Source organism: Streptomyces sp., from assembly GCF_019510245.1.
GTDB lineage: Bacteria > Actinomycetota > Actinomycetes > Streptomycetales > Streptomycetaceae > Streptomyces.
In genome coordinates this window covers 23,355-47,284 of record NZ_JAEKKT010000143.1, presented here as the reverse complement: position 1 = coordinate 47,284, position 23,930 = coordinate 23,355, and the positions used below count along the sequence as shown (strand labels likewise).

Sequence of the window (23,930 nt, the reverse complement as noted above, 5' to 3'; positions counted from 1 at the left end):
CCGTGCGCTACGCAGCGGCGCGCGCCCTGCGGTAGAGCACCGCGCCCGCGAGCAGCGCGCCCGCGCCCGCCGGGAGTGCGAGGCCCAGCGGCATGTCACTGCCGGTGTGCGCGAGCTGCGGGGCGGCGACGGGGGCACTCACCGAGGCGCTGCCCAGCGGATTGACGACGCTGGAGCCGTGGGCGCCCGTCGGGACGGTGTTGCCCCCGGAGTGGGCGGGGGGCGTTCCCGGGTGCTGGCCCGGAGTGCCCGGGTGCCCCGGCTGACCCGGAGTTCCCGGGTGCCCCGGCTGACCCGGAGTTCCCGGGTGTCCCGGCTGACCCGGAGTTCCGGGGTTCCCCGGATTCCCGGGCGGGTTGCTCCCGCGCCCTCCGTGCCCAGGGAGCGTGCCGTGGCCGCCATGCCCGCAGTGGTGGCCCCCGTGGCCACCGTGTCCGGGCGGCTGCGTGGGGTGACCGCCGCCTGGATGTCCGGGAGTTCCGGGGTGGCCGGGGTGCCCGGGGTGGCCGGAACCCCCGCCGTTGGCGCACTCGTTGCCCAGCGCGGCGTTGCCGACACCGATGACGTTGACGCTGTTGCCGCAGACATTGACCGGGACGTCGATCGGCGCCTGCACGATGTTGCCCGAACCGACACCGGGCGAGCCCGCGGTGTGTCCTCCGGCGTGCGAGCCGCCGTGGCCGCCGTAGCCTCCGGTGTCGCCGTAGCCCGTCGAAGCGCCGCCCCCTGCGCCGCGGTTGGCGCACTTGTTGCCCATCGACGGGTTGAGGGCGCCGACGACGTTCACGGTGTTGCCGCAGACGTTCACCGGCACGTGTACTGGCGCTTGCACGGTGTTGCCGGAGAGCACGCCGGGTGAGTCGCCGGCGGAGCCGACGGCTCCCGAGTCGGCGTGGGCATAACCGCCTGCCGCGGCGATCACGCCGGTCGCCGCGGCCACTGTCATAAGGCCCTTGCGGGTACCCTGTCGCATTTTATGAATTCCCCCCTGCCTTGGATCCTGACCTAGCATTCACCCGCAGAAAAACCCTGCGGAAAAACCGGTCGGCCCCGGAGCACATGGCGCGCGCTCCGGGGCCGACGGAAAGACGACGCCCCTCAGGGAGTCCGCGTCACTTGTTGATGCAGGTGTTGCCGAAGGCGGGGTTCAGCAGCCCGATCACGGAGATCGTGTTACCGCAGACGTTCACCGGGACGTGCACGGGAACCTGGATCACGTTGCCGGAGACGACACCCGGGGAACCCACGGCAGCGCCCTGGGCACCCGAGTCGGCGACGGCCATGCCCGCACCCGCGAGAACCAGACCACCAGTGACAGCCGCAGCAGCGACGACCTTCTTGAGCATTATTCCTCCTTGTTGGCAATGCGATTCCAAGTAGCGGATCGCATGAGATGTAACGAGGAGGGAGTAATGGAGCTACGAGCTTATCGTCGCATTCACTCTTTCCAGTCGGCCTCGTACAGCCGCACGATTACCTGAAGCCAGGGCTTCACGTCCCGTACGGCTTCACGACGCGTCGATGAAGCGGTCGAGGACGCGCACGCCGAACTGCAGCCCGTCCACCGGCACCCGCTCGTCCACGCCGTGGAACATGCCGGCGAAGTCCAGCTCCGGCGGCAGCTTGAGCGGCGCGAAGCCGAAGCCGCGGATGCCGAGGTCGTCGAAGGACTTGGCGTCGGTTCCGCCGGAGAGCATGTAGGGGATGGCCTTGGCAGTCGGGTCCTCGGCGAGCAGCGAGGACTGCATGGCCTCCACCAGGGCCCCGTCGAAGCTGGTCTCCAGGGCTTTGTCGGAGTGCACGTCCGAGCGGACCACGTTCGGGCCGAGGATCCGGTCGAGGTCGGCGAGGAACTCCTCCTCGTGACCGGGCAGGAAGCGGCCGTCCACGTGCGCGGTGGCCTCGCCGGGGATGACATTGACCTTGTAGCCGGCGTTCAGCTGGGTCGGGTTGGCGGTGTTGCTCAGGGTCGCGCCGATCAGCTTGGCGATGCCGCCGAGCCGGGCCAGCGTCGACTCCATGTCCTCCGGGTCGAGCTCGGTGCCGAGCGCGTCGCCCAGCTCGTCGAGGAAGGCCCGGGTGGTCTTGGTGACCCGCACCGGGAACCTGTGCCGGCCGAGCCGGGCCACGGCCTCGGAGAGTTCGGTGATCGCGTTGTCGCGGTGGATCATCGAGCCGTGCCCTGCGGTGCCGGCCACCTTCAGCTTCATCCAGTGCATGCCCTTCTCGGCCGTCTGGATGAGGTAGAGCCGGCGCTGCTCGTTCACCGTGAAGGAGAACCCGCCGACCTCGCTGATCGCCTCGGTGACGCCCTCGAAGAGGTCCGCGTGGTTGTCGACCAGGTGCCGGGCGCCCCAGGTGCCGCCGGCCTCCTCGTCGGCGAGGAAGGCCAGCACGATGTCCCGGGGCGGCCTGCGGCCGCTGCGCAGCCGGTCCCGTACGACCGCCAGGGTCATCGCGTCCATGTCCTTCATGTCGACGGCGCCCCGCCCCCACACGCACCCGTCCGCGATCTCGCCGGAGAAGGGGTGGTGGGTCCAGTCGTCGGCGTTGGCCGGTACGACGTCGAGGTGGCCGTGGATGAGGAGCGCGGGCCGGGACGGGTCCGCGCCCTCGATGCGGGCCACCGTCGAGGCGCGGCCCGGGTGGGACTCGAAGATCTTCGGCTCCAGGCCGACCTCGGCGAGCTTCTCGGCGACCCACTCGGCGGCCTTGCGCTCGCCGGGACCGGAGTGGTCGCCGTAGTTGCTGGTGTCGAACCGGATCAGCTCGCGGCAGAGGTCCACGACCTCGTCCTCGCCGGTGACGCCCCTGGCCGTGTCCGTCTCGCTCACGCTGCTTCCTTCCGCTGTCACTGCCGCCCGGTCCCCGCCATCCTCTCTCCCTTCCCGCTCCGGGCCCAAGGCCGGTCCCGGCCCGTCACACGCCGTTCACGCCCGCGGGTCCCGGAACGGGGTGTGATCGGCCACCCCCGAAAGCCTGGTAGTGTTTCCTCCGTCGCCGCGAGGGAAACCCGCACGGAGCACTTCGCACGACAGACACCTTGTCCGGGTGGCGGAATGGCAGACGCGCTAGCTTGAGGTGCTAGTGCCCTTTATCGGGCGTGGGGGTTCAAGTCCCCCCTCGGACACCACGAAGAAACCCCTGCTGAGCAGGGGTTTCTTGGTTTTGAGCGGTTCTGGGGCGGAGCGCGGGCGACCACCTCGCGGTGGGCGCCGCTGTCTCAGCCGAGGCGGTTCGGGCCGCCTATTCGGCCGTCACGCAGGGCGACGGCGGAGGTGAACGCACGGAGCGTGGTGCGGTCCAGCAGGAGCGCGGGCCCGTCGGGCCGCTTGCTGTCGCGGACGGCGACCGTCGCCTCGTCGACGATCCCGCATTCCACGCAGTCGGACTGTGATGCGGACGCCGAGGACTTCCACCAGGTCACCGGCAGAGTCGACGCGTCGTCAGCGTGCTTCATTCGCTATTCGTTCTTCCTTATCTGGGTGATCAGTTCCACCGACGCCTCGACGGACTCGGCGGCAGACGTGAGGCGTTGCCACGCGGCCCGGTGCGTGGAGACCCGATCACGTTCCTCGATGTACAGGGCGGAGGTCAGCCCTTCCTGGTGGACGACGTCCAGGTCCGTGTGCGGACCGAAGCCCAGGATGCTGAAGGTGCCGGTGAGCCCGGCGTGCAGGGGAGCGTCCGATCTCAACACCTGGATGTTGATGTTCGGGCGCCGCCCCATCGTAAGCAGGCGCCCCAACTGCTCGTACATCAGGGCGGGATCCTCGGTGGTGGAGCGCAGGGCCTGTTCGGAGATGATCGCCCAGAGCGCCAGCGGGTCGCTGTCCCGGGTGAGGACGGCCTGGCGTGCCAGCCGTACCTCGACGAGCGCGTCGACCCGTGCCTCGACCGCCTCGGACATGGCGGTCGCCCGGATGATCTCGCGGGCGTACTCGGCGGTCTGGAGCAGTCCGGGGACCATGCCCAGCTGCCAGGTGGAGACCGTCTCGGCCTCCGCCTCCAGGCTGATCAGGTCCTCGTACACCGGGGTGAGGACACCCCGGTACGAGTGCCACCAGCCGCGCCGGCCGCCCTCCTTGGTGAGCGTGATCAGGGCCGCGCGCAGTTCGTCGCTGACGTCGCGGCCGAGTTCGCCGTACAGGTGGAGCAGCGCCTGGATGTCCGCTGCCTTGGGAGCGGTCTTGCCGGTCTCCATCCGGGACAGCTTGGAGGAGACGAACGCGCCGTCGGAGTGCTCGGCGACCTCGTCGAGGGTGAGTTCGCCGCGCAGTTCGCGCAATTTCGCACCGAGCCGTCGCCGGCGCACCGTGGGCGTGCTCACGGATTCCCCCTTCTCTCCGGTGAACTGCCCGACAGTCTGCCCGTGCCGCCCCGACCCCCGCCACCGGCTGACGAGTTGTGCCGCAAGTCTCTCGACTCGATGCGCAATATTTCACATCGGGTGGGACGTATTGCGATCGACTGTGCCGTGAAGGCACCATGAATCCGGGAAATACGACAGTGACCGCACTCGCATGGCGAACTACCGTGCCTGCGTTGGGACATGCCCGTGAGGGGATGCACATGATCGAACGCCAGCGGAGCACCACGACCGAACCCCGCCCCGTGCAAGTCGCCCCGCCGCCAGTCCTGTTACTGGCCAGCGAGCCTCAGTCGGCCAAAGCCGCCCGGCTGTTCGTGAGCGACTTCATCGCGCACCACACCCCTGACGCCTCCCGCGACCACATCGACGCGGTCGCCCTGGTCACCTGCGAGCTGGTCACCAACTCCCTGCGCTACGAGACCGACCCGGACGACCCGGTCCGTCTCGTCATCGACTCCGACGGCTCCCGGACCCGGGTCGAGGTGCACGACCCGCTGGGCCGCCATCCCCGGCTGCGCCCCATCTCGGTCGAACGGGACCGCGGGCGCGGTCTGCTGATCCTCGACGCGCTCTGCTCGGGCCGCTGGGGTGTGGGCAACCTGCCCTGGGGCAAGTCCATCTGGGCCGAGGTGAGCGCCGCGTGACCTCCGGCCCCCTGTGACGTTTCCTCCGCCCCCACGGCGACGGCCGGTTCCGCGGCGATCGCTCCCCCCTCCTCGCCGCAGGGCCGGCCGTTGTCGTACCGACCGTCGGACACATGGAGTTGGCCTGCCTCACGCTGTGTGTCCCATCTCTCGTCGTGCGCGGAGAATCCCAGGTCAGGAGTTGCTTAACGTTCAAGGGACTGCTCCAAACGGCCGTCTCCAGGTGGCCGCGGGATGAACGGGAACCTAGCGTCGTACTAATATTTCCGGCTTGTTACCCAGCCGGAGCCGGACAACCCCAGGCAGACCTGCGGGCCCGCCGGCACCCCGGAGGTTCCGGGAACGAGACGCGAGGACCGGATGGCAGCGATTGACGAGAGCAGTGCTCTCGGCCTGCTCGACGAAGAGATCCGCGAGGAGTTCGGGAACACGGCACGGTTCTCGGCCGGGGCGGCGGCATCGCCGCGCACGCTCGTGGACGTGTTCGAGGCAACGGTACGGGCACATCCCGACGAGCTCGCCCTGGACGACGGCACCGCTCAGCTCACCTACCGCGCGCTCGCCACGGAGGTGGCGCGGCTGCGGCAGCGGCTCGCCGAGGCCGGGATCGGGCTCGGGGACCGCGTGGGCGTGCGGGTGCCGTCCGGAACCAACGACCTGTACGTCGCCGTACTCGGCGTGCTCGCGGCCGGCGCCGCCTACGTCCCGGTGGACGCCGAGGACCCGGACGAGCGGGCCGCCCTGGTGTTCGGCGAGGCGGAGGTGGCGGCCGTCCTCGGCGCGGGGCTGCACATCGACGTGCGCCGCAGGTCCGGGCAGCCCTCCGGCCGCCCCGGCGCCGAGCACGACGCCTGGATCATCTTCACCTCCGGTTCCACCGGCAAGCCCAAGGGCGTCGCCGTCACCCACCGCAGCGCCGCAGCCTTCGTGGACGCCGAGGCCGCGCTGTTCCTGACCGAGGAGCCGATCGGGCCCGTCGACCGGGTCATGGCGGGCCTCTCGGTGGCCTTCGACGCCTCCTGCGAGGAGATGTGGCTGGCCTGGCGCTACGGCGCCTGCCTGGTCCCCGTGCCGCGCTCCCAGGTGCGCAGCGGCGCCGACCTCGGCCCCTGGCTGGTCGAGCAGGAGATCACCGTCGTCTCGACCGTGCCCACGCTGGCCGCCCTCTGGGAGCCCGAGACCCTCAACGACGTCCGCCTCCTCATCTTCGGCGGCGAGGCCTGCCCGCCCGAGCTGGCGCAGCGCCTGGTGACCGAGGGCCGCGAGGTCTGGAACACCTACGGCCCCACCGAGGCCACCGTCGTCGCCTGTGCCGCCCTGATGACCGGCGAGGAACCGATCCGCATCGGGCTGCCGCTGAACGGCTGGGAGCTGGCCGTCGTGGACGAGGCGGGCGCGCCCGTGGCCATGGGCGAGAGCGGCCAGCTGGTGATCGGCGGGGTCGGCCTCGCCCGCTACCTCGACGCGGAGAAGGACGCCGAGAAGTACGCGCCGCTGGAGTCGCTGGGCTGGGCGCGGGCGTACCGCAGCGGTGACCTGGTGCGCGCCGACCGTGAGGGGCTGGTCTTCCTCGGGCGGGCCGACGAGCAGATCAAGCTCGGCGGGCGCCGGATCGAGCTCGGCGAGGTCGACGCGGCCCTCCAGGCGCTGCCCGGCGTCGCGGGCGCGGCGGCGGCCGTACGGACCGCGCGCAGCGGCAACCAGCTCCTGGTCGGCTATGTCGTCACCCAGGACGGCTGGGACCACGCGGCGGCCGTCGAGAAGCTGCGCGCCGAGCTGCCGGCGGCCCTGGTGCCTTTGCTCGCGCCGGTCGCCGAGCTGCCCACCCGCACCTCCGGCAAGGTCGACCGCAACGCCCTGCCCTGGCCCCTGGAGGGCCTGGAGACCGGCGGCCCGGCCGAGCAGCTGTACGGCACCGAGGCCTGGCTCGCCGAGCAGTGGACCGAGGTCCTCGGCATCCCGGTGAGCAGTGCCGCCGACGACTTCTTCGCGATCGGCGGCGGCAGTCTGTCCGCCGCCCAGCTCACCACCCGGCTGCGCACCCGCTACCCGAGCGCGGCCGTCCTCGACATCTACCAGCAGCCGGTGCTGCGCAAGCTCGCCCGCCGGCTGGAGGAGTCCGTGCAGGACGACGGCGCCGAGCGCACCGTCGCGCCGGTGCCGCGCGGCGCCCAGCTGGTGCAGCTGCTGCTCCTGCTCCCCCTGTTCACCCTCCTCGGGCTGCGCTGGACGGTGGTCCTCGCCGCGCTCGGCAACGTGCTGGGCGGCTACGGCTGGCTGCCCACCGCCCCCTGGTGGCTGGTCGCCGCCGGGGCCCTGGTGCTCTTCACCCCGCCCGGCCGGATCGCGCTCGCGGCCGGTGGCGCGCGGCTGCTGCTGCGGGGCGTGAAGCCGGGCACCCACCCGCGCGGCGGCTCCGTGCACCTGCGGCTGTGGGCGGCGGAGCGGCTGGCCGAGTCGGCCGGGGCGACGACGCTGACCGGGTCCTGGCTGGAGCGGTACGCGCGGGCGCTGGGCGCCAAGATCGGGCCCGAGGTGGACCTGCACTCGCTGCCGCCGGTCACTGGCCTGCTCCGCATCGGGCGGGGCGCGGCCGTGGAGTCCGAGGTGGACCTGTCCGGCTCCTGGCTGGACGGCGACCGGCTGGTGATCGGCCCGGTCCGGATCGGCGCCCACGCGGTCGTCGGGACGCGCAGCATGCTCTTCCCGGGCGCCCGGGTCGGCAAGCGCGCCGAGGTGGCCCCCGGTTCCGCGGTCACCGGGCAGGTCCCGACCGGCCAGCGCTGGGCCGGCGCCCCGGCGGTCAAGCTGGGCAAGGCCAAGCGGAACTGGCCCAAGCACCGGCCGCAGCGCGGCACGTACTGGCGGGTGATGTACGGCCTGACGGGTCTCGGGCTCAGCGCGCTTCCGGTGCTCTCCGGTGTCGCCGCCCTGCTGGTCGCCGGGCTTTTCGTGGCCCCTGGCGACGGCCTCGCCGAGGCCCTGCGGGGCGCGGCGGTCGCGCTGGTCCCGGCCACGCTGGCCTTCGGGCTGGCGTACGCGCTGCTGATCCTGGTCTCCGTACGGCTGCTGAGCCTCGGGCTGAGCACCGGCACCTACCCGACGCACGGCAGGACCGGCTGGCAGGCGTGGACGGTGTCCCAGTTGATGGACCGCTCCCGCGAGACGCTGTTCCCGCTGTACGCGGGCCTGGTCACGCCGGTGTGGCTGCGGCTGCTCGGGATGCGGATCGGGCGCGGGGCCGAGGTGTCGACCGTGCTCGCGCTGCCGAGCCTGACGACGGTCGGCGAGGGCGCGTTCCTGGCCGACGACACGCTGACCGCGCCGTACGAGCTCGGTGGCGGGTATGTGCGGATCGGGCGTGCGGAGATCGGACGGCGGGCGTTCCTCGGGAACTCCGGGATGACCGCGCCGGGCCGCAGCGTGCCGGACGGCGGTCTGGTGGGTGTGCTGTCGGCGACGCCGAAGAAGGCCAAGAAGGGCACGTCGTACCTGGGGCTGCCGCCGGTAAAACTGCCGCGCAGCGCGGCCGACGGCGACCAGAGCCGGACCTACGAGCCGCCGGCCCGGCTGCTGTGGGCGCGGGCGCTGGTGGAGACGTGCCGGATCGTGCCGGTGCTGTGCTCGGTGGCGCTGGCAGGGCTTACGGTGGCCGCGCTGTGCGCGCTGTGCGCGCTGGGGGCCTGGGCGCCACTGCTGTCTGGGCTGGTGCTGCTCGGCGCCGGTGCCGTCGCGGGCCTGGTCTCCGTGCTGGCCAAGTGGGCGCTGGTCGGGCGGCACCGCAGCGGGGAGCACCCGCTGTGGAGTTCGTTCGTGTGGCGCAACGAGCTGGCGGACACGTTCGTCGAGGTGCTGGCGGTGCCGTGGCTGGCCGGCTCGGTGCCGGGTACCCCGGTGATGACGGCCTGGCTGCGGGGGCTCGGCGCCCGCATCGGCAGGGGCGTCTGGGTGGAGAGCTACTGGCTCCCGGAGACGGACTTGGTCACACTGGAGGACGCGGCCACCGTGAACCGCGGCTGTGTCCTGCAGACTCACCTCTTCCACGACCGGATCTTGCGGACGGATACTGTGGTTCTCCGTGAGGGCGCCACCCTGGGCCCTGGCGGGATCGTGCTGCCCGGCAGCACGATCGGGGCCCGCACCACCCTGGGTCCCGCGTCGCTCGTCATGGCGGCGGAGTCGGTCCCCGACGACACCCGCTGGCTCGGCAACCCGATCGAGGCATGGCGTCCCTGAGCGCGGGCCGTCCGGTGGTGGCCGCGGGCATCGGTGCACCGAGGGACGGTTCGAGCACAGCGCAGGGAGCGATCGCGGAAGTGGCAGTGCAGCAGTCGGCGGGTCCGGACCCGTACTTCCCGGACAACGGCGATCCCCGGTACCGGGTGCATCGCTATGAGCTCACGCTGGACTACCGGCCAGGACCCAACCGCCTGGCCGGCATGGCCCGGATCAACGCGATCGCGGGCCGTGCCGCACTGCCCGAATTCCAGCTGAACCTGGCCGACTTCAAGATCGGCCGGATCCGGGTGGACGGCCGCCAGCCGCACTGGACGCACCGCGGCGGCCGGCTGCGGATCAAGCCCGCGAAGCCGCTGCGCGCCGGGGCCGCCTTCACCGTGGAGATCCACTGGTCGGGCAATCCCAAGCCGGTGAACAGCCCCTGGGGCGGGATCGGCTGGGAGGAGCTGACGGACGGTGCGCTGGTGGCCAGCCAGCCGGTCGGCGCGCCGTCCTGGTTCCCGTGCAACGACCGGCCGGCCGACAAGGCGTCGTACCTGCTCTCGGTCACCTGCCCGTCGGCGTACTCGGTGGTGGCCGGCGGCCGGCTGCTCACCCGGACCACGAAGGCGTCCACGACGACCTGGGTGTACGAGCAGGCGGCACCGACGTCGAGCTACCTGGTGAGCCTCGCGATCGGCAAGTTCCAGACGGTGTTGCTCGGCGATCCGGGCTTCGGCGGGATCCCGATGCACGGCCACATACCGGCGCAGCTGCTCCCCGAGTTCTCCAGGGACTTCGCGCGGCAGCCCGCCATGATGGACCTGTTCCAGCGGCTGTTCGGGCCGTACCCGTTCGACGAGTACGCCGTCGTCGTCGCCGACGAAGAGTTCGACGTCCCCGTCGAGGCCCAGGGGTTGTCGCTGTTCGGCGCCAACCACGTGGACGGCGCGCGGGGTTCGGAACGCCTGGTGGCGCACGAACTCGCCCACCAGTGGTTCGGCAACAGCGTGTCCATCGCCGACTGGCGGCACATCTGGCTGAACGAGGGGCTCGCCAAGTACGCGGAGTGGCTGTGGTCGGAGCGGTCCGGCGGACGCAGCGCGCAGCAACTGGCGGCCGGCGCCCACCGGTTGCTGTCCGGGCTGCCGCAGGACATCCGGATCGCGGCGCCGGGCAAGAAGGCGATGTTCGACGACCGGCTCTACGAACGCGGCGGGGTCACGATCCACGCGGTCCGCTGCGCGCTCGGCGACGAGCGGTTCTTCCACATGCTGCGGGCGTGGGCGGGGCTGCACCGGGGCGGGGCGGTGACGACCGCGATGTTCACGGCCCACGTCAACCGGTTCGCGGACGAGCCGCTGGACGGCCTCCTCGACGCCTGGGTGCACCGCACGGCACTGCCCGCGCTCCCCACCCTTGCCGTCCCGGCACGTCCGGCGCAGCCGCCCACCAACGCCGAGTCGGCGTAGGGGGCGGGTCCGTGGCACCGAAGCGACCCCGGCGGCAGTCCGCCGCCGGCTGCCCGTGCGGGCTCCCGGAGACGTACGAGAACTGCTGCGGCCGGTACCACCGCGGTGCGGCGGCGCCCACCGCGGAGGCGCTGATGCGCTCGCGCTACACCGCCTTCGTCCGGCGGGACGAGCCGTACCTACTGCGCACCTGGCATCCCCGGACCCGTCCGGCCGGGCTCGGCCTGGGCCCCGGGATGCGGTGGACGGGTCTGGAGATCCTGGCGACGACCGACGGCTCGGCCTTCCACTCCACGGGCACGGTGACCTTCCGCGCCTCGTTCCGGGACGGCTCGCTGCTGGAACGCAGCCGGTTCGAGCGGGTCGACGGGGCGTGGGTGTATCTGGACGGGGAGTTCCCGGAGGAGGAGTAGGGCTACGGCGCCAGGATGTCCAGCTCCTGGAGGGCGCCCGCGGTGATCTCGCGGGTCAGCTGTTCCGCGCGGGGTGCGTCGCCCTCGCGCACCGCCTCCGCGAGCTGGACGTGGAGGGTGACGGCGGCCGGGTCGGGGTCCTCGAACATGACCTCGTGCTGGGTACGGCCCGCGAGGACCTCTGCCACGACGTCGCCGAGCCGGGCGAACATCTCGTTGCCCGACGCCACCAGGATCACCCGGTGGAAGGCCACGTCGTGGAAGAGGTAGTCCTCCAGTCTGTGGCCGCGTGAGTGGGCCACCATGCCGAGGGCGCACTCGGTGAGCTCGGCGCACTGCCCGGCCGTGGCGTGCCGCGCCGCCAGGCCCGCCGCCACCGGCTCGATCGCCGAGCGCAGCACGGTGAGCGAGCGCAGCTGGTGCGGGCGGTCGGCGCCGGCCAGGCGCCAGCGGATGACCTGCGGGTCGTAGACGTTCCACTCGGCCTTCGGGCGGACGGTGACGCCCACCCGGCGGCGGGACGCGACCAGGTGCATGGATTCGAGGACCCGGACCGCCTCGCGCATCACGGAGCGTGACACCTCGAAGTGCTGGGCGAGCTCGTCGGTGCGCAGGACGCTGCCCGGCGGGTACTCGCCCGCGGTGATGGCGGGGCCGAGGGCGTCCAGTACTCGGCCGTGCAGGCCCCGGCCCGGTGTGCTCATGCACTCAGCGTACCGAGTGGATCACGGGGCCAAATAGTCAGACTTATTCGTCACAGACTCTTGAATTCGTCGTACCTAATGGGTTTCAGTGAGGCCGACACCGGATGTCGTACGCCGGTGTCCTCTCGTCGAGTCTCGGCGAGGACCCGAGGCATCCGAGGAAGACAGCGAGGCAGAGATGCGGACCCCTCACGTCGTCGTGGTGATGGGCGTCGCCGGCACGGGCAAGACCACGATCGGTCCCCTGCTCGCCGCCCGGCTCGGCGTCCCGTACGCCGAGGGCGACGACTTCCACCCGCCGGCCAACATCGCCAAGATGTCGGCCGGTCACCCGCTCGACGACGCCGACCGGTGGCCGTGGCTGGACGCCATCGGCGCCTGGGCGCACGGGCGGGCGGGGCTCGGCGGGGTGGTCAGCAGCTCCGCGCTGAAGCGGTCGTACCGCGACCGGCTCCGGGCCGCGGCCCCCGGCATCGTGTTCCTGCACCTGTCCGGCGACCGGCGGCTCATCGAGGACCGGATGTCGCACCGGCAGGGCCACTTCATGCCGACCGCGCTGCTTGACTCCCAGTTCGCCACGCTCCAGCCGCTGGAGGCGGACGAGGCCGGTGTCGCCGTGGAGGTCTCGGGCACCCCCGAGGAGATCACCGCACGGGCCGTCCGCGCTCTCGACGCGTTGCCCGACCGCACCCCGCAGTAATCACCCAGTTCCCCTCCCCACAACTGCAAGGAAACCCGTGACCAGACTCAGCGTCGAGATGCTGGCAGCGGACACCGTCGCGCCCATCACCTCGGCCGGACACGCCCGGCTCGGCATCGCCGTCCTGCTGGGCATCGGCGTCATCGTCCTGCTCATCACCAAGTTCAAGCTCCACGCCTTCCTGGCGCTGACCATCGGCTCGCTCGCGCTCGGCGCGTTCGCCGGGGCGCCGCTCGACAAGGTCATCACCAGCTTCACCACCGGGCTCGGCGCCACCGTCGCCGGCGTGGGTGTCCTGATCGCGCTCGGGGCGATCCTGGGCAAGCTGCTGGCCGACTCCGGAGGCGCCGACCAGATCGTCGACACGATCCTCGACAGGGCCGGCGGGCGGGCGATGCCCTGGGCGATGGTGCTGATCGCCTCCGTGATCGGGCTGCCGCTCTTCTTCGAGGTCGGCATCGTGCTGCTCATCCCGGTAGTGCTGATGGTCGCCAAGCGCGGCCACTACTCCCTGATGCGCATCGGCATCCCGGCCCTCGCGGGTCTGTCCGTGATGCACGGCCTGGTGCCGCCGCACCCCGGCCCGCTGGTCGCGATCGACGCGGTCCACGCCAACCTGGGTGTCACCCTGGCCCTCGGCGTCCTGGTCGCGATCCCGACGGTGATCATCGCCGGCCCGCTGTTCTCGAAGGTCGCGGCCCGCTGGGTGGACGTACCGGCCCCCGAGCGGATGCTCCCCCAGCGTCCGTCCGAGGAGCTCGAGAACCGCCCCGGCTTCGGCGCGACCCTCGCCACCATCCTGCTGCCGGTCGTCCTGATGCTGTCCAAGGCGCTGGTCGACATAGTCGTCGACGACCCGGCGGACACCGTCCAGCGCGTCTTCGACGTCGTCGGCTCCCCGCTGATCGCGCTGCTCGCGGCCGTGATCGTCGGCATGTTCACGCTGGGCCGGCCGGCCGGGTTCTCCCGGGACCGGATCTCGCAGACCGTCGAGAAGGGGCTCGTGCCCATCGCGGGCATCCTCCTCATCGTCGGCGCGGGCGGCGGCTTCAAGCAGACGCTGATCGACTGCGGTGTCGGCCAGATGATCCTGGAGATATCCAAGGACTGGTCGATCCCGGCCCTGCTGCTGGCCTGGCTGATCGCGGTCGCGATCCGGCTCGCGACCGGCTCCGCGACGGTCGCCACGGTCTCCGCGGCGGGCCTGGTGGCTCCCCTGGCCGCCGACATGTCGACGGCCCACACGGCCCTCCTGGTCCTGGCCATCGGCGCGGGCTCGCTGTTCTTCAGTCATGTCAACGACGCCGGGTTCTGGCTGGTGAAGGAGTACTTCGGCCTGACCGTCGGCCAGACCCTCAAGACCTGGTCCGTGATGGAGACGATCATCTCGGTGGTCGGGGGCGGCCTGGTCCTGCTGCTGTCGTTGGTGATCTAGGCCCGGGCGGAGTCCGGCGGTGCGGCCGGTGCGGCACCGCCGGACTCCGCCGTCCCGGGTGATCGCCGTCGCGGCGGGACGAGGAGAGCCGGCCGTCGCGAGCTCCGCAAGAAGTCCACCCCGGTCCAGGGAGCCCAGAGGCAGCGCCACACAGGCCGAGGCTCCACCGTTCTCCCCGCGGCAACGGCGATCAGCCACGGCGGTGGTGTCCGGCGGTGCCCGGGACGCCGTCGGAGTGTGTTCGGCGGGGGCTCGTGGCTATGGCCGCCACAGGGGATGTTCGCGCTTGGCCCATTCGCGGCTCACCCTTCCCGTGCGCAGGCCTCGTCTCGCCTCCGGGTCGCCCAGGGCCATGCCGACGTGGCCGGCGAGGACGATGCCGATGGTGAGGGCCAGCCAGTCGTGGACGAAGGTGGCAGAGGTGCGCCACATCAGGGGGGTGAGGTGGGTGAACCACATCAGGAGGCCCGTCGCGAGCATGACGAGGGTGGCGCCGGCGATCCAGTTGGCGTAGATCTTCTGGCCGGCGTTGAACTTGCCCGCCGGCCGGGAGGACGGGCGCTTGTCACGGCTCAGGGCGGCGTGCAGCCAGAGCTTGTCGTGCGGGCCGAAGCGGTTCAGGAAGCCGAGGTCCCTGCGGAAGGCACGGGAGGCGAGGCCCAGGACGACCGGCACCGGAAGGGCGAGGCCCGCGCACTCGTGGATGCGCACGACCAGTTCACGGCGGCCGACGAGGATCGCCAGCTGCGGGATGTAGAGGCAGGCGGCCGTCGCGACGCACAGGCCCATCAGCAGCGCCGTCGTGCGGTGGATCCAGCGCTCGGCCGCGGTGAAGCGGTGCAGCCGGTCCGTGACGGCCGGGGCCTCAGCTCGTAGGCTCATCGTCACGTCCGTTCGAGCGGCCGACCCAGGCGTCGACGTCGTAGCCGAGCTTCTCCCAGTACCCCGGTTCCACCTTGTCGGTGACCGTGATGCCGGAGAGCCACTTGGCCGACTTGTAGAAGTACATGGGGGCGACGTAGAGGCGGACCGGGCCGCCGTGGTCGTGGGTGATGGCCTTGTTCTGCATACGCAGTGCGACCACGACGTCAGGGCGCCGCGCCTGGTCGAGGGTGAGGCTCTCGGTGTACGCGCCGTCGAAGCAGGTGAAGTGGATCGCCTTCGCGCTGTCCCGGACGCCCGCCAGGTCCAGGAGGTGGGAGAGGCGGACGCCCTCGAAGGGCGTGTCGGGGACCCGCCAGCCGGTCACGCACTGGACGTCCTTGACCAGCCTGGTCTGCGGCAGGGCCCGCAGGTCGGCCAGGGTGTAGGTCTGCGGCTTGTCGACCAGGCCGTCGATCTTCAGCTGGTAGTTCGCGGCGGTCTTGTCCGGCACGGACCCGGTCACCGAGTAGTAGCGGAAGCCGCCGCCGTTCGGGAGGAGTCCGGTCAGGCCCGTGGGGTCCTTGCCGGAGAAGGCGCCGAGGACCGTCTCGGTCATGCGCTGCAGCACCGGCGCGGTCACCAGGCCGAGCGCGCCGAGACCCATCGTGCCGAGGAACACCCGGCGGCCGACCGGGCTGCCCTCCTCGGTGCGCCGTGGCTCCTCGGAATGTTCAGAGTTCACGCACTCATTCGAACACCATCCGGGTGTGCGCGGCCACGAAATCCGGCGGCCGTAAGGAATCCACAACCTCTTCTCATGAACATCCCAGCGTCCGCCCACGGGCCGTCCGGAACGCCTCGCACGGGTCGCGGTCCGGGTACGACCAGGGCGCCGCGGTGGCATGGCGGCCGATCCGCTGGAACAGGGCCGCGGCCTCGGCGTACCGGCCGGCGCCGAAGGTGGCGTGGGCGAGGTGGTTGAGGTCGACGTAGCGGCGGGGGTGCTCCTCGATCCCCCACTCCAGCCACCAGTCGAAGGCGGCGCCCAGGGCGCGCTGCGCGGACGGCTCGGTCCAGTGCCCGGCGGCGGCCGGGTCGGCGGGGGCCCGGCCGTCGGCGGCCAGGACCCGGTGGCGTTCGGTGTACGCGACGACCGGCAGGACGGCGAGCGGGGAGTCGGCCGGGGCCTCGGCCGCGGCGCGTTCCGCGAAGGCGCGCAGCTCGTGCGTCCCCCCGGTCCCGGTCTCGGCGATCCGGGCCGCCATCAGGTGGTGGGCGTGGTGGTGCTCGGGGTGACGGCGGCGCACCTCGGCGAAGACGCGGCGCGTCTCCTCGTCGGTGCCGAGGTGGCGGGCGAGCAGCAGGAGGCCGAGCCAGGGGGTGGGGTCGGCGGGGGCGAGCGCGGCGGCGCCGGCGCAGGCCTCGCGGGCCCGCTCCGGCTCCTCCCTGCCGCGCAGGGCGCGCCGGACCAGGGTCAGGGCGTACAGGGTGGCGGCGCCGGACGAGCCGGGCTCGGCGAGCAGCCACTCGCGGGCCCAGGCGACGGCGTAGGGCTCGCGGGCCAGGACCGTGGCGCGGTGCCCGCGGCGGTCCCATTCGTCACCCGTGTGGAGCAGCAGGGAGCGGGCGGACTGCCAGCGGCCCTGGGCCAACGCGGCCCGCGCGGAGATGAGTTCGGCGTCGTCGAGGGCGTCGTCGGGACAGTGTTCGCACCCGGGGTGCGCTGTCGCAGGGGGAGCCTCGGCGACGGCCGGGCCGGGGCCTGCCACGGCCGGGCCTTGGCCTAAGAGGGGCGGGGTTGGGGGCACCGCGGAACTTCCTGGTTGTCGGGCTGCCATCGGCCGATCACGCACAGCAAACCCCCAGCCAAGACTTTGCGTCAAGCCGAACAGGGCTGGTACTCGGTTCAACTACCCAGTGGAGAAGGGAACTTGGCGCGCGCCGGGGTCCGATGGGCGTACGGTGACCGTGGGGCTCCGGGCTCCGGCTGTGGTGTACGCCATGGCGCGGACCGCCCGGGCGTCGGACCATGGCCGTAGGGTCCTGCCGCCGCTCTGTTCCGCCCACCGTGATCGACCCGGGCGGCGTGACCGAGTCAACCGCCCGGTTCCGGGTACTCCCGGAGCAATCCCCATCCGGGAGCGCTACAGTCGGCCACTACGCACTCCGTAGCCCGGCCGCAGATCGAGGTACGCAGCGTGTCCGTTCTGGTTCTGATTCTCGCCGTGAGCGCGGCCTGTTGCCTGGGCTTCGGGTTCGTGCTCCAGCAGAACGTCGCCCAGAAGGCACCGCTCAGCGACTTCCTCTCGTTCCGGCTGCTGCTCGACCTGATGCGGGTGCCGCGCTGGCTCGCCGGCATCGGCCTGATGGTGGCCGGCATGATCCTCGGCGCGATCGCCCTCGGCAAGGGCGAGATCTCCCTCGTCGAACCACTGCTCGCGACGAACCTCCTGTTCGCCCTCGCGCTCTCCCGGCACCAGACCAAGCATCCCCTCAGCCACCAGGGCTGGGCGGGTCTGATCCTGCTCGCGGGCGGGGTGACCTCGTTCATCCTGGCGGGCCAGCCACGCGGCGGCGACGCCGTCACCAACCCGCTGCGCCACTGGCTCATCATCGGCGTGATGGTCGGCACAGCCCTGCTGCTCACGACCTACGCCAAGCGGTCCCGCCTGAGCGCGGGCCCCACCCTGCTCGCCCTCGCCGCCGGACTGCTCTACGGCGTCCAGGACGCGCTGACCCGGGTCACCAGCACCCGCTTCTCCGAGGGCGGCATCATGGAGGTGCTGACCGGCTGGCAGCCGTACGGCGTGCTGGTCCTCGGGGTCACCGGGCTGATCCTCGTCCAGAGCGCGTTCGAGACGGCGGAGCTGCGCAACTCGCTGCCCGCGCTCACCGCGGCCCAGCCGCTCGCCGGGATCCTGTGCGGGGTGGGGTTCCTCGGGGACCGGCTGCGCACCGACACCGGGGCGCTGGCCTGGGAGGCGGCGGGGCTCGCGGCGATCGTGGCGGGCATCGTGCTGCTCGGCCTGCACCCGGCGATGCCGCGCGGTACGGCGCCGAAGGAGCCCTCGCTGGACCTCCAGCCGCGCTGACGCCGACGGCCGTCCGCCTGCTTGGATGGCGGCATGAGCGCTGACGAAATCCTCGACATCGTCGACGAGAACGACCAGGTCATCGGCACGTCCCCGCGCGGCGAGGCGTACGCCCGGGGTCTGCGCCACCGCTGCGTCTTCATCCAGGCCCGCGACGCCGCCGGCCGCGTCTTCGTCCACCGCCGCACCACGACCAAGCTGGTCTTCCCCTCCCTGTACGACATGTTCGTGGGCGGTGTGGTCGGTGCGGGCGAGTCCTACGACGACGCGGCGTTGCGGGAGGCCGAGGAGGAACTGGGCGTGAGCGGTCTCCCCCGGCCGGCGTTCCTCTTCAAGTTCCTGTACGACGACGGCGCCGGGCAGAGCTGGTGGTCGGCGGTGTACGAGGTGCGCTGCGAGCTGCCGGTGCGGCCGCAGGTGGAGGAGGTGGCGTGGCACGACTTCCTCACGGACGAGGAGGTGGTGTCACGCCTCGGGGAGTGGGAGTGGGTCCCGGACGGGGTGGCGGCGTGGGAGCGGCTGCGGGACTGGCGGGGCTGAGGTCGAGGGTAGGGACGCTCACCGGCGCTTGCCGGGTGCCGCCCGCGCCCACCCGTGCCGCCCTGGGGGCACCTCCCAGGCCCTTGAGGCACTGGGGGAGGCACCACTGCCCGCGGCCGTATGAGAGACGGCTGGACAGTGCGCCCCCATAGGGGCGCTGGGGGTACCCCCGGCCGAAGGCTGGGGGAGGAACTGCGCGGCCGGCCCCCACCGGCCCGCAGCCGAAATATCGGCCCTCCCCACCCCCCGGTAGTCTTCCTACACGTGATCGAATTCGCGCGGAACGTCCGTTTGTGGTTCGCCCCCGAAGAGGTGCGACAGGAGGGCACGACCCCCGACTACCGTTTCTCCCTCGCCAACGAGCGGACCTTCCTGGCCTGGCTGCGCACCGCCCTCGCCCTCATCGGCGGCGGATTCGCCGTGGACCAGTTCCTGCCCGACCTCGGCCGCGGCTGGCGCATCGGCCTCGCCCTGGCCCTCCTCGCCGCAGGCGTCCTCTGCTCGCTGCGTGCCGTCAACCACTGGATGCGCTGCGAGCGCGCGATGCGACGCGGTGAGGACCTCCCGGTCTCCCGGTTCCCGGCCCTGCTGAGCGTGGTCGTCGCCGTGGTCGCCGTCGCGATGGTCGTCGTCGTGCTCGCCGGGTGGGAGGGATGACGGAGCCGCCCCGCGACCCCGGGCTCCAGCCGGAGCGGACCCGGCTGGCCTGGCGCCGTACCACCCTGTCGGCGACCGTCGCCGCCGTCCTCGCCGCGAAGACCACCCTGCACGGCGGCACCTCGGCCGTCGGTGTGATCGCCTGCGCCGCCTGCTGCGTGCTGTGGCTGGGCTTCCTGCTGGTCGCCCACCGCCGCATCCGCGATCTGGCGGTCACCGGCCGCCCCGCCGCGCTGACGCCCCGGCAGGCGGCCGGAGCGGTGCTGTGCACGGTCGCCGTCGCCCTGTGCGCCGCCGCACTGGTCGTGTAGCCCCCGCCGGCCCCCGGCTCAGCCCTCCTCCGGCCAGTCCACGGTGACCACCAGCTTGCCCCGGGTGTGCCCCTCCTGGCTGCGGCGCTGCGCGTCGGCCGCCGCCTTCAGCGGAAAGGTGTCGGTGACATGGACGGTGAGCGCGCCCTGTTCCGCGAGCGCGGCGAGGCGGGTCAGGTCCCCGGCGTCGGGGCGTACGAAGCAGTACCGGCCGCCGAAGTCGACGACGTCCGGGTCGGCGATCGAGGCCATCCGGCCCTCGGGGGCGAGCAGGTTCGCCGAGACGGTCAGGGTCTCGCCGCCCACGGTGTCGAAGACGGCGGCCACCCCCTCGGGGGCCAGTCCGCGCACGCGCTCGGCGAGACCCGCGCCGTAGGTGACCGGCTCGCCGCCGAGCCCGCGGACGAAGTCGTGGTGGGGCTCGCTCGCCGTGCCGATGACCCGGGCACCGAGATGCCCCCCGATCTGCACCGCGAGGGAGCCCACCCCGCCGGCGGCGGCGTGCACCAGGATCGTCTCGCCGCGCTTGACCTCCAGGGCGTGCACCAGCACCTGGTAGGCGGTGAGGCCGGCCAGCGGCAGCCCGGCGGCCTGTTCGAAGGTGAGATTGCGCGGCTTGCGGGCGAGCGTGCGCACCGGGGCGGCGACGTACTCGGCGAAGGTCCCCCGGGAGAGGAAGTCCTCGCGGACGTAGCCGATCACCTCGTCGCCGACCGCGAACTCGGTGACGGCGGCGCCCGGCTGGACGACCACACCCGAGACGTCCCAGCCGGGGATCACCGGGAAGACGGCGTCCAGGACGCCGTGCAGATGGCCCTCACGGCACTTCCAGTCGACCGGGTTGACGGCCGCCGCGCGGACCTTCACCAGCACCGAGTCGGGGCCGACCTTCGGGTCCTTGACCTCGCCGTACTCCAGCACCTCGGGGCCGCCGTACCGGCTGTAGCTGATCCCTTTCATGCAACGACCCTCCGGGGTACTCGGACGCCACGCAACCGGGATGCCCTCATATGCGCCGTTTGCGTGGCAGCCTGGCCGTCGGCATCACGCCACACTCCTTGCCCCCTGCACCCCTGAAGGCGAGCACCATGACCACCACCCTTCATCAGGAACACACCGCACACGGCCACAGCCACGGACCGGACTGCGGGCACGACCAGGTGCCGCACGGCGACCACATCGACTACGCCCACAACGGACACCTGCACCGCGAGCACGGCGGCCACTGGGACGAGTGCGAGCCCGACGGCCACGTCACCCACGAGGCGCACGAGCACCGGCACGGGGAGGGCTGCGGGCACACCGGGGTCCTGCACGGCGACCACATCGACTATCTGCACGACGGCCACCGGCACGCCGAGCACGACGGCCACTGGGACGATCACTGAGCCGGCCCCCGTCCGTGGCGGCTCCCCGCTCTGCGCGCGCGGGGAGCCGCCGCCCGCCGTTCGGGCCGTAGGGTGGTCCCGGTCACGTTTGGCTCACCCGCTGGACGACATACCGACTGGTCGGCATCATGAGTCGGGTCCTGTTCGTTCGTTCGTAGGAGCGATGCATGAGCCCCGACCACCCGCCCGGACTCGATCTCGACCGGCTGCGCGGCCTGCTCGACCGCGAGCGCCCCGGCCTGGTGACCGGTCCGCTGACCGGAAGGCTGATCGAGGGCGGACGTTCGAACCTCACCTACGCGGTCTCCGACGCCACCTCGACGTGGGTCGTACGGCGGCCGCCGCTGGGCCATGTCCTGGCCACCGCGCACGACATGAGGCGCGAGCACCGGGTGATCAGCGCGCTGTACCCGACCGAGGTGCCGGTGCCGCGTCCGGTGCTGCTGTGCGAGGACGCGGATGTCGTCGGGGCGCCGTTCTACGTGATGGAGTTCGTGGCGGGCACCCCGTACCGCACCTCCGAGCAGCTCGTGCCGCTCGGCCCCGAGCGCACCCGTGACGCCGTGCTGTCCCTGGTGGACACGCTCGTCGAGCTGCACGCCGTGGACCCCGCGGAGGTCGGCCTCGCCGACTTCGGCCGCCCCGAGGGCTTCCTGGACCGCCAGCTCCGCCGCTGGGGCAAGCAGCTGGACGCCTCCCGCAACCGCGACCTGGCCGGCATCGACGAGCTGCACGCGACCCTGGGCCGCCGGCTGCCCGACTCCCCCGCGCCCACGGTGATCCACGGCGACTACCGTCTCGACAACGTCCTGATCGGCGACGACGACCGGATCAAGGCGATCCTCGACTGGGAGATGTCCACGCTCGGCGACCCGCTGACCGACCTGGGCCTGCTGGTGATGTACAGCCTGCCGCTGGGCGCGCCGGACTCACCGGTGTCGACGACCGCCGAGGCGCCGGGCCACCCGGAACCGCGGGAGCTGGTCGAGCGGTACGCGGCCCGCTCGGGGCGGGACGTCTCGCACATCTCCTGGTACACGGCGTTCGCCTGGTTCAAGCTGGCCGTGATCCTGGAGGGCATCCACTACCGGTACACGCTGGGCCAGACGCTCGGACAGGGCTTCGACCGCATCGGCGACCTCGTGCCCGTCTTCATCGACCACGGGCTGAACACTCTTCAGGAAGGCTGACCGGCCATGGACTTCGCGTTCGACGCGCGCACCGAGGAACTGCGCGCCAAGCTTCTCGCCTTCATGGACGAGTACGTCTACCCCGCCGAGGCGGTCGCCGAGGAGCAGCGGGCCGAACTCGCCTCGCCGTGGGACACCCCGGCCGTGGTCGAGGAGCTGAAGGCCGAGGCGCGCAGGCAGGGCCTGTGGAACCTCTTCCTCCCCGACGCCGAGTACGGCGCCGGACTCACCAACCTCCAGTACGCGCCGCTCGCCGAGATCACCGGCCGCTCCCCGCACCTCGCGCCCACCGCGCTGAACTGCGCGGCGCCGGACACCGGCAACATGGAGGTGCTGGCCCAGTTCGCCGACGACGCGCAGAAGAAGCAGTGGCTGGAGCCGCTCCTCGCCGGTGAGATCCGGTCGGCGTTCGCGATGACCGAGCCGGAGGTGGCCTCCTCCGACGCCACCAACATCACCACGTACATCGAGCGAGCCTCCGACGGAACAGACGACTACGTCATCACCGGCCGCAAGTGGTACATCTCCGGGGCGATGAACCCGGACTGCAAGATCTTCATCGTGATGGGCAAGACCGACCCGGACGGCGCCGACATCCGGCGCCAGCAGTCCATGGTGCTGGTGCCGCGCGACACCCCGGGCGTCACCGTGAAGCGCGCGATGAAGGTCTTCGGCTACGAGGACCACTACCACGGCGGTCACGCCGAGGTGGTCTTCGACCACGCGCGCGTGCCGGTGTCGAACCTGGTCGGCGAGGAGGGCGGCGGCTTCGCCATCGCCCAGGCCCGGCTCGGCCCCGGCCGGATCCACCACTGCATGCGGCTGATCGGCATGGCCGAGCGGGCGATCGAGCTGATGTGCCGCCGGGCCGTCTCCCGCCAGGCCTTCGGCAAGGCGCTGGCCCAGCAGGGCGTGGTCCACAACTGGATCGCGGACGCCCGCGTGACGGTCGAGCAGCTGCGGCTGCTGGTCCTCAAGACCGCCTGGCTGATGGACACCGTCGGCAACCGGGGCGCCTACACCGAGATCCAGGCCATCAAGATCGCCACACCGCGTGCGGTCGTCGACATCATCGACCGCGCGATCCAGCTGCACGGCGCGGGCGGCGTCAGCCAGGACTTCCCGCTGGCCGACCTGTACGCCGGGGCCCGCACGCTGATGATCGCCGACGGCCCGGACGAGGTGCACCAGCGGTCGCTGGCGCGGCGGGAGCTGAAGAAGTACCTGTAGAAGGAAAGAGCACCGCGAAGGCCCCGGCGTCCACGCCGGGGCCTTTCTCATGCGGCATGCTGCTCCTCGCCCGGCGGCACCGGACGATCAGGGCCGCAGTGCCCGCAGCAGCAGGTCGGCCAGGTGGTCGGCGACCTCCTGGGGGGTCATGGGGCCGTCGGGGCGGTACCAGGTCGACAGGTGGTGGACCGAGCCGAAGTGGTAGTCGACGACGAGGTCGGCCGGGGTCGCGGTGGAGAAGACGCCCTCGCGCTGGCCCTCCTCGACGAGTGCCCGGAAGCGTTCGTGGTAGCGGCGGCGTTCGGCGCGCACCTGCTTGTTCTTCTCCGGGCTCAGGTGGTGCATGGACCGGAAGAAGATCGACGCGTCGTCGAGGTTCTCGATGGTCGTGACCACCACGTCGGCCGCCGCGCCCCGCAGCCGCTTCTCGATCGGCTCGTCCGCGTTCGCGAAGGCGTCGAGCCGCTCCTGCTGGACGCGCAGCACGCGCGCGTACACCTCGTGCAGGAGGTCGTCCTTGGAGCCGAAGTAGTGGTACAGCGCCCCCTTGGTGACGCCGGCCGCCTCCACGATCTCCTGCACGGAGGTGCGGTCGTACCCCTGCTCCGCGAAGAGCCGGGTGGCGGCGGCGAGAAGCCGCTGCGGAACGGGAGCCCCGTCTCCGTCCGTCGTCCTGGGCACTGCCGCCACCTGCCTTCCT

The 23,930-nt window shown here is 71.9% G+C and carries 24 protein-coding genes and 1 tRNA gene; 14 read left to right on the top strand and 11 right to left on the bottom strand.

Annotated elements, in window-relative coordinates:
• Positions 1 to 7: 7 nt before the first annotated feature.
• The 3 genes from JF597_RS24275 to JF597_RS24265 all read right to left on the bottom strand — a co-directional run bounded on the left by JF597_RS24275 (position 8) and on the right by JF597_RS24265 (position 2,834).
• Complete coding sequence (locus JF597_RS24275) at positions 8 to 973, bottom strand: chaplin (RefSeq protein ID WP_293998468.1); 966 nt, start codon at positions 971 to 973, stop codon at positions 8 to 10.
• 139 nt (positions 974 to 1,112) lie between these two features.
• Positions 1,113 to 1,346: a chaplin ChpH gene (gene chpH, locus JF597_RS24270; protein ID WP_293998465.1), complete on the bottom strand. Its 234-nt coding sequence runs from the start codon at positions 1,344 to 1,346 to the stop codon at positions 1,113 to 1,115.
• 162 nt (positions 1,347 to 1,508) lie between these two features.
• Positions 1,509 to 2,834, bottom strand: coding sequence for a M20/M25/M40 family metallo-hydrolase (locus JF597_RS24265; protein WP_293998462.1), 1,326 nt, complete (start codon positions 2,832 to 2,834; stop codon positions 1,509 to 1,511).
• Positions 2,835 to 3,045: 211 nt separating this feature from the next.
• Between JF597_RS24265 and JF597_RS24260 the strand changes: the two genes are divergently transcribed.
• Positions 3,046 to 3,133: transfer RNA gene (locus JF597_RS24260), tRNA-Leu, on the top strand.
• A gap of 90 nt (positions 3,134 to 3,223) precedes the next feature.
• On the opposite strand, the gene JF597_RS24255 is transcribed toward JF597_RS24260, so the two are convergent.
• Positions 3,224 to 3,460, bottom strand: coding sequence for a DUF397 domain-containing protein (locus JF597_RS24255; RefSeq protein ID WP_293998460.1), 237 nt, complete (start codon positions 3,458 to 3,460; stop codon positions 3,224 to 3,226).
• Between the two features lie 3 nt (positions 3,461 to 3,463).
• Positions 3,464 to 4,330: a helix-turn-helix transcriptional regulator gene (locus JF597_RS24250; protein ID WP_293998458.1), complete on the bottom strand. Its 867-nt coding sequence runs from the start codon at positions 4,328 to 4,330 to the stop codon at positions 3,464 to 3,466.
• A 242-nt stretch (positions 4,331 to 4,572) separates the two neighbouring features.
• Here JF597_RS24250 and JF597_RS24245 point away from each other — a divergent pair, with 242 nt between their 5' ends.
• The 4 genes from JF597_RS24245 to JF597_RS24230 all read left to right on the top strand — a co-directional run bounded on the left by JF597_RS24245 (position 4,573) and on the right by JF597_RS24230 (position 11,119).
• On the top strand, positions 4,573 to 5,016 hold the full coding sequence (locus tag JF597_RS24245; RefSeq protein WP_293998455.1) for an ATP-binding protein: 444 nt from the start codon (positions 4,573 to 4,575) through the stop codon (positions 5,014 to 5,016).
• Positions 5,017 to 5,376: 360 nt separating this feature from the next.
• Positions 5,377 to 9,252, top strand: coding sequence for a Pls/PosA family non-ribosomal peptide synthetase (locus JF597_RS24240; RefSeq protein ID WP_293998452.1), 3,876 nt, complete (start codon positions 5,377 to 5,379; stop codon positions 9,250 to 9,252).
• Between the two features lie 80 nt (positions 9,253 to 9,332).
• On the top strand, positions 9,333 to 10,706 hold the full coding sequence (locus tag JF597_RS24235) for a M1 family metallopeptidase (RefSeq protein ID WP_293998449.1): 1,374 nt from the start codon (positions 9,333 to 9,335) through the stop codon (positions 10,704 to 10,706).
• Positions 10,707 to 10,717: 11 nt separating this feature from the next.
• On the top strand, positions 10,718 to 11,119 hold the full coding sequence (locus tag JF597_RS24230; RefSeq protein ID WP_293998446.1) for a YchJ family metal-binding protein: 402 nt from the start codon (positions 10,718 to 10,720) through the stop codon (positions 11,117 to 11,119).
• Positions 11,120 to 11,121: 2 nt separating this feature from the next.
• On the opposite strand, the gene JF597_RS24225 is transcribed toward JF597_RS24230, so the two are convergent.
• A complete protein-coding gene (locus tag JF597_RS24225) occupies positions 11,122 to 11,823 on the bottom strand; it encodes a FadR/GntR family transcriptional regulator (protein WP_293998443.1) in 702 nt (233 codons plus the stop codon).
• Between the two features lie 178 nt (positions 11,824 to 12,001).
• Between JF597_RS24225 and JF597_RS24220 the strand changes: the two genes are divergently transcribed.
• Both JF597_RS24220 and JF597_RS24215 read left to right on the top strand, forming a co-directional pair.
• Complete coding sequence (locus tag JF597_RS24220) at positions 12,002 to 12,523, top strand: gluconokinase (RefSeq protein ID WP_293998441.1); 522 nt, start codon at positions 12,002 to 12,004, stop codon at positions 12,521 to 12,523.
• 37 nt (positions 12,524 to 12,560) lie between these two features.
• The gene (locus JF597_RS24215; protein ID WP_293998438.1) at positions 12,561 to 13,958 is read left to right on the top strand and encodes a gluconate:H+ symporter; all 1,398 of its coding nucleotides are present in this window, start codon (positions 12,561 to 12,563) and stop codon (positions 13,956 to 13,958) included.
• Between the two features lie 258 nt (positions 13,959 to 14,216).
• Here JF597_RS24215 and JF597_RS24210 read toward each other — a convergent pair whose 3' ends face one another.
• The 3 genes from JF597_RS24210 to JF597_RS24200 form a co-directional block, all read right to left on the bottom strand.
• The gene (locus tag JF597_RS24210; protein WP_293998435.1) at positions 14,217 to 14,840 is read right to left on the bottom strand and encodes a cytochrome b/b6 domain-containing protein; all 624 of its coding nucleotides are present in this window, start codon (positions 14,838 to 14,840) and stop codon (positions 14,217 to 14,219) included.
• The gene (locus tag JF597_RS24205; protein WP_293998432.1) at positions 14,824 to 15,564 is read right to left on the bottom strand and encodes a molybdopterin-dependent oxidoreductase; all 741 of its coding nucleotides are present in this window, start codon (positions 15,562 to 15,564) and stop codon (positions 14,824 to 14,826) included. Before JF597_RS24205 ends, JF597_RS24210 begins: the two co-directional genes overlap by 17 nt.
• A gap of 73 nt (positions 15,565 to 15,637) precedes the next feature.
• Positions 15,638 to 16,591, bottom strand: coding sequence for a hypothetical protein (locus JF597_RS24200; RefSeq protein ID WP_293998430.1), 954 nt, complete (start codon positions 16,589 to 16,591; stop codon positions 15,638 to 15,640).
• 429 nt (positions 16,592 to 17,020) lie between these two features.
• Between JF597_RS24200 and JF597_RS24195 the strand changes: the two genes are divergently transcribed.
• The 4 genes from JF597_RS24195 to JF597_RS24180 all read left to right on the top strand — a co-directional run bounded on the left by JF597_RS24195 (position 17,021) and on the right by JF597_RS24180 (position 19,422).
• Positions 17,021 to 17,914: a DMT family transporter gene (locus tag JF597_RS24195; RefSeq protein WP_293998427.1), complete on the top strand. Its 894-nt coding sequence runs from the start codon at positions 17,021 to 17,023 to the stop codon at positions 17,912 to 17,914.
• A 33-nt stretch (positions 17,915 to 17,947) separates the two neighbouring features.
• Positions 17,948 to 18,454: an NUDIX domain-containing protein gene (locus JF597_RS24190; protein WP_293998424.1), complete on the top strand. Its 507-nt coding sequence runs from the start codon at positions 17,948 to 17,950 to the stop codon at positions 18,452 to 18,454.
• A gap of 264 nt (positions 18,455 to 18,718) precedes the next feature.
• Entirely contained in the window at positions 18,719 to 19,111 is a 393-nt protein-coding gene (locus JF597_RS24185) for a DUF202 domain-containing protein (RefSeq protein ID WP_293998422.1), read from the top strand.
• Positions 19,108 to 19,422: a DUF202 domain-containing protein gene (locus JF597_RS24180; protein ID WP_293998420.1), complete on the top strand. Its 315-nt coding sequence runs from the start codon at positions 19,108 to 19,110 to the stop codon at positions 19,420 to 19,422. Before JF597_RS24185 ends, JF597_RS24180 begins: the two co-directional genes overlap by 4 nt.
• A gap of 18 nt (positions 19,423 to 19,440) precedes the next feature.
• Here the strand turns inward: JF597_RS24180 and JF597_RS24175 are convergent, their stop codons facing one another.
• Positions 19,441 to 20,382 carry an NADP-dependent oxidoreductase gene (locus tag JF597_RS24175; RefSeq protein ID WP_293998417.1) on the bottom strand — a complete coding sequence of 314 codons (942 nt, stop codon included), beginning with the start codon at positions 20,380 to 20,382 and terminating at the stop codon, positions 19,441 to 19,443.
• 128 nt (positions 20,383 to 20,510) lie between these two features.
• Here JF597_RS24175 and JF597_RS24170 point away from each other — a divergent pair, with 128 nt between their 5' ends.
• The 3 genes from JF597_RS24170 to JF597_RS24160 all read left to right on the top strand — a co-directional run bounded on the left by JF597_RS24170 (position 20,511) and on the right by JF597_RS24160 (position 23,230).
• Entirely contained in the window at positions 20,511 to 20,810 is a 300-nt protein-coding gene (locus tag JF597_RS24170) for a hypothetical protein (RefSeq protein ID WP_293998394.1), read from the top strand.
• A 167-nt stretch (positions 20,811 to 20,977) separates the two neighbouring features.
• Positions 20,978 to 22,000: a phosphotransferase family protein gene (locus JF597_RS24165; RefSeq protein ID WP_293998391.1), complete on the top strand. Its 1,023-nt coding sequence runs from the start codon at positions 20,978 to 20,980 to the stop codon at positions 21,998 to 22,000.
• Between the two features lie 6 nt (positions 22,001 to 22,006).
• Positions 22,007 to 23,230 carry an acyl-CoA dehydrogenase family protein gene (locus tag JF597_RS24160; protein ID WP_293998388.1) on the top strand — a complete coding sequence of 408 codons (1,224 nt, stop codon included), beginning with the start codon at positions 22,007 to 22,009 and terminating at the stop codon, positions 23,228 to 23,230.
• Between the two features lie 87 nt (positions 23,231 to 23,317).
• Here the strand turns inward: JF597_RS24160 and JF597_RS24155 are convergent, their stop codons facing one another.
• Entirely contained in the window at positions 23,318 to 23,911 is a 594-nt protein-coding gene (locus JF597_RS24155) for a TetR/AcrR family transcriptional regulator (protein WP_293998386.1), read from the bottom strand.
• Positions 23,912 to 23,930: the final 19 nt, after the last annotated feature.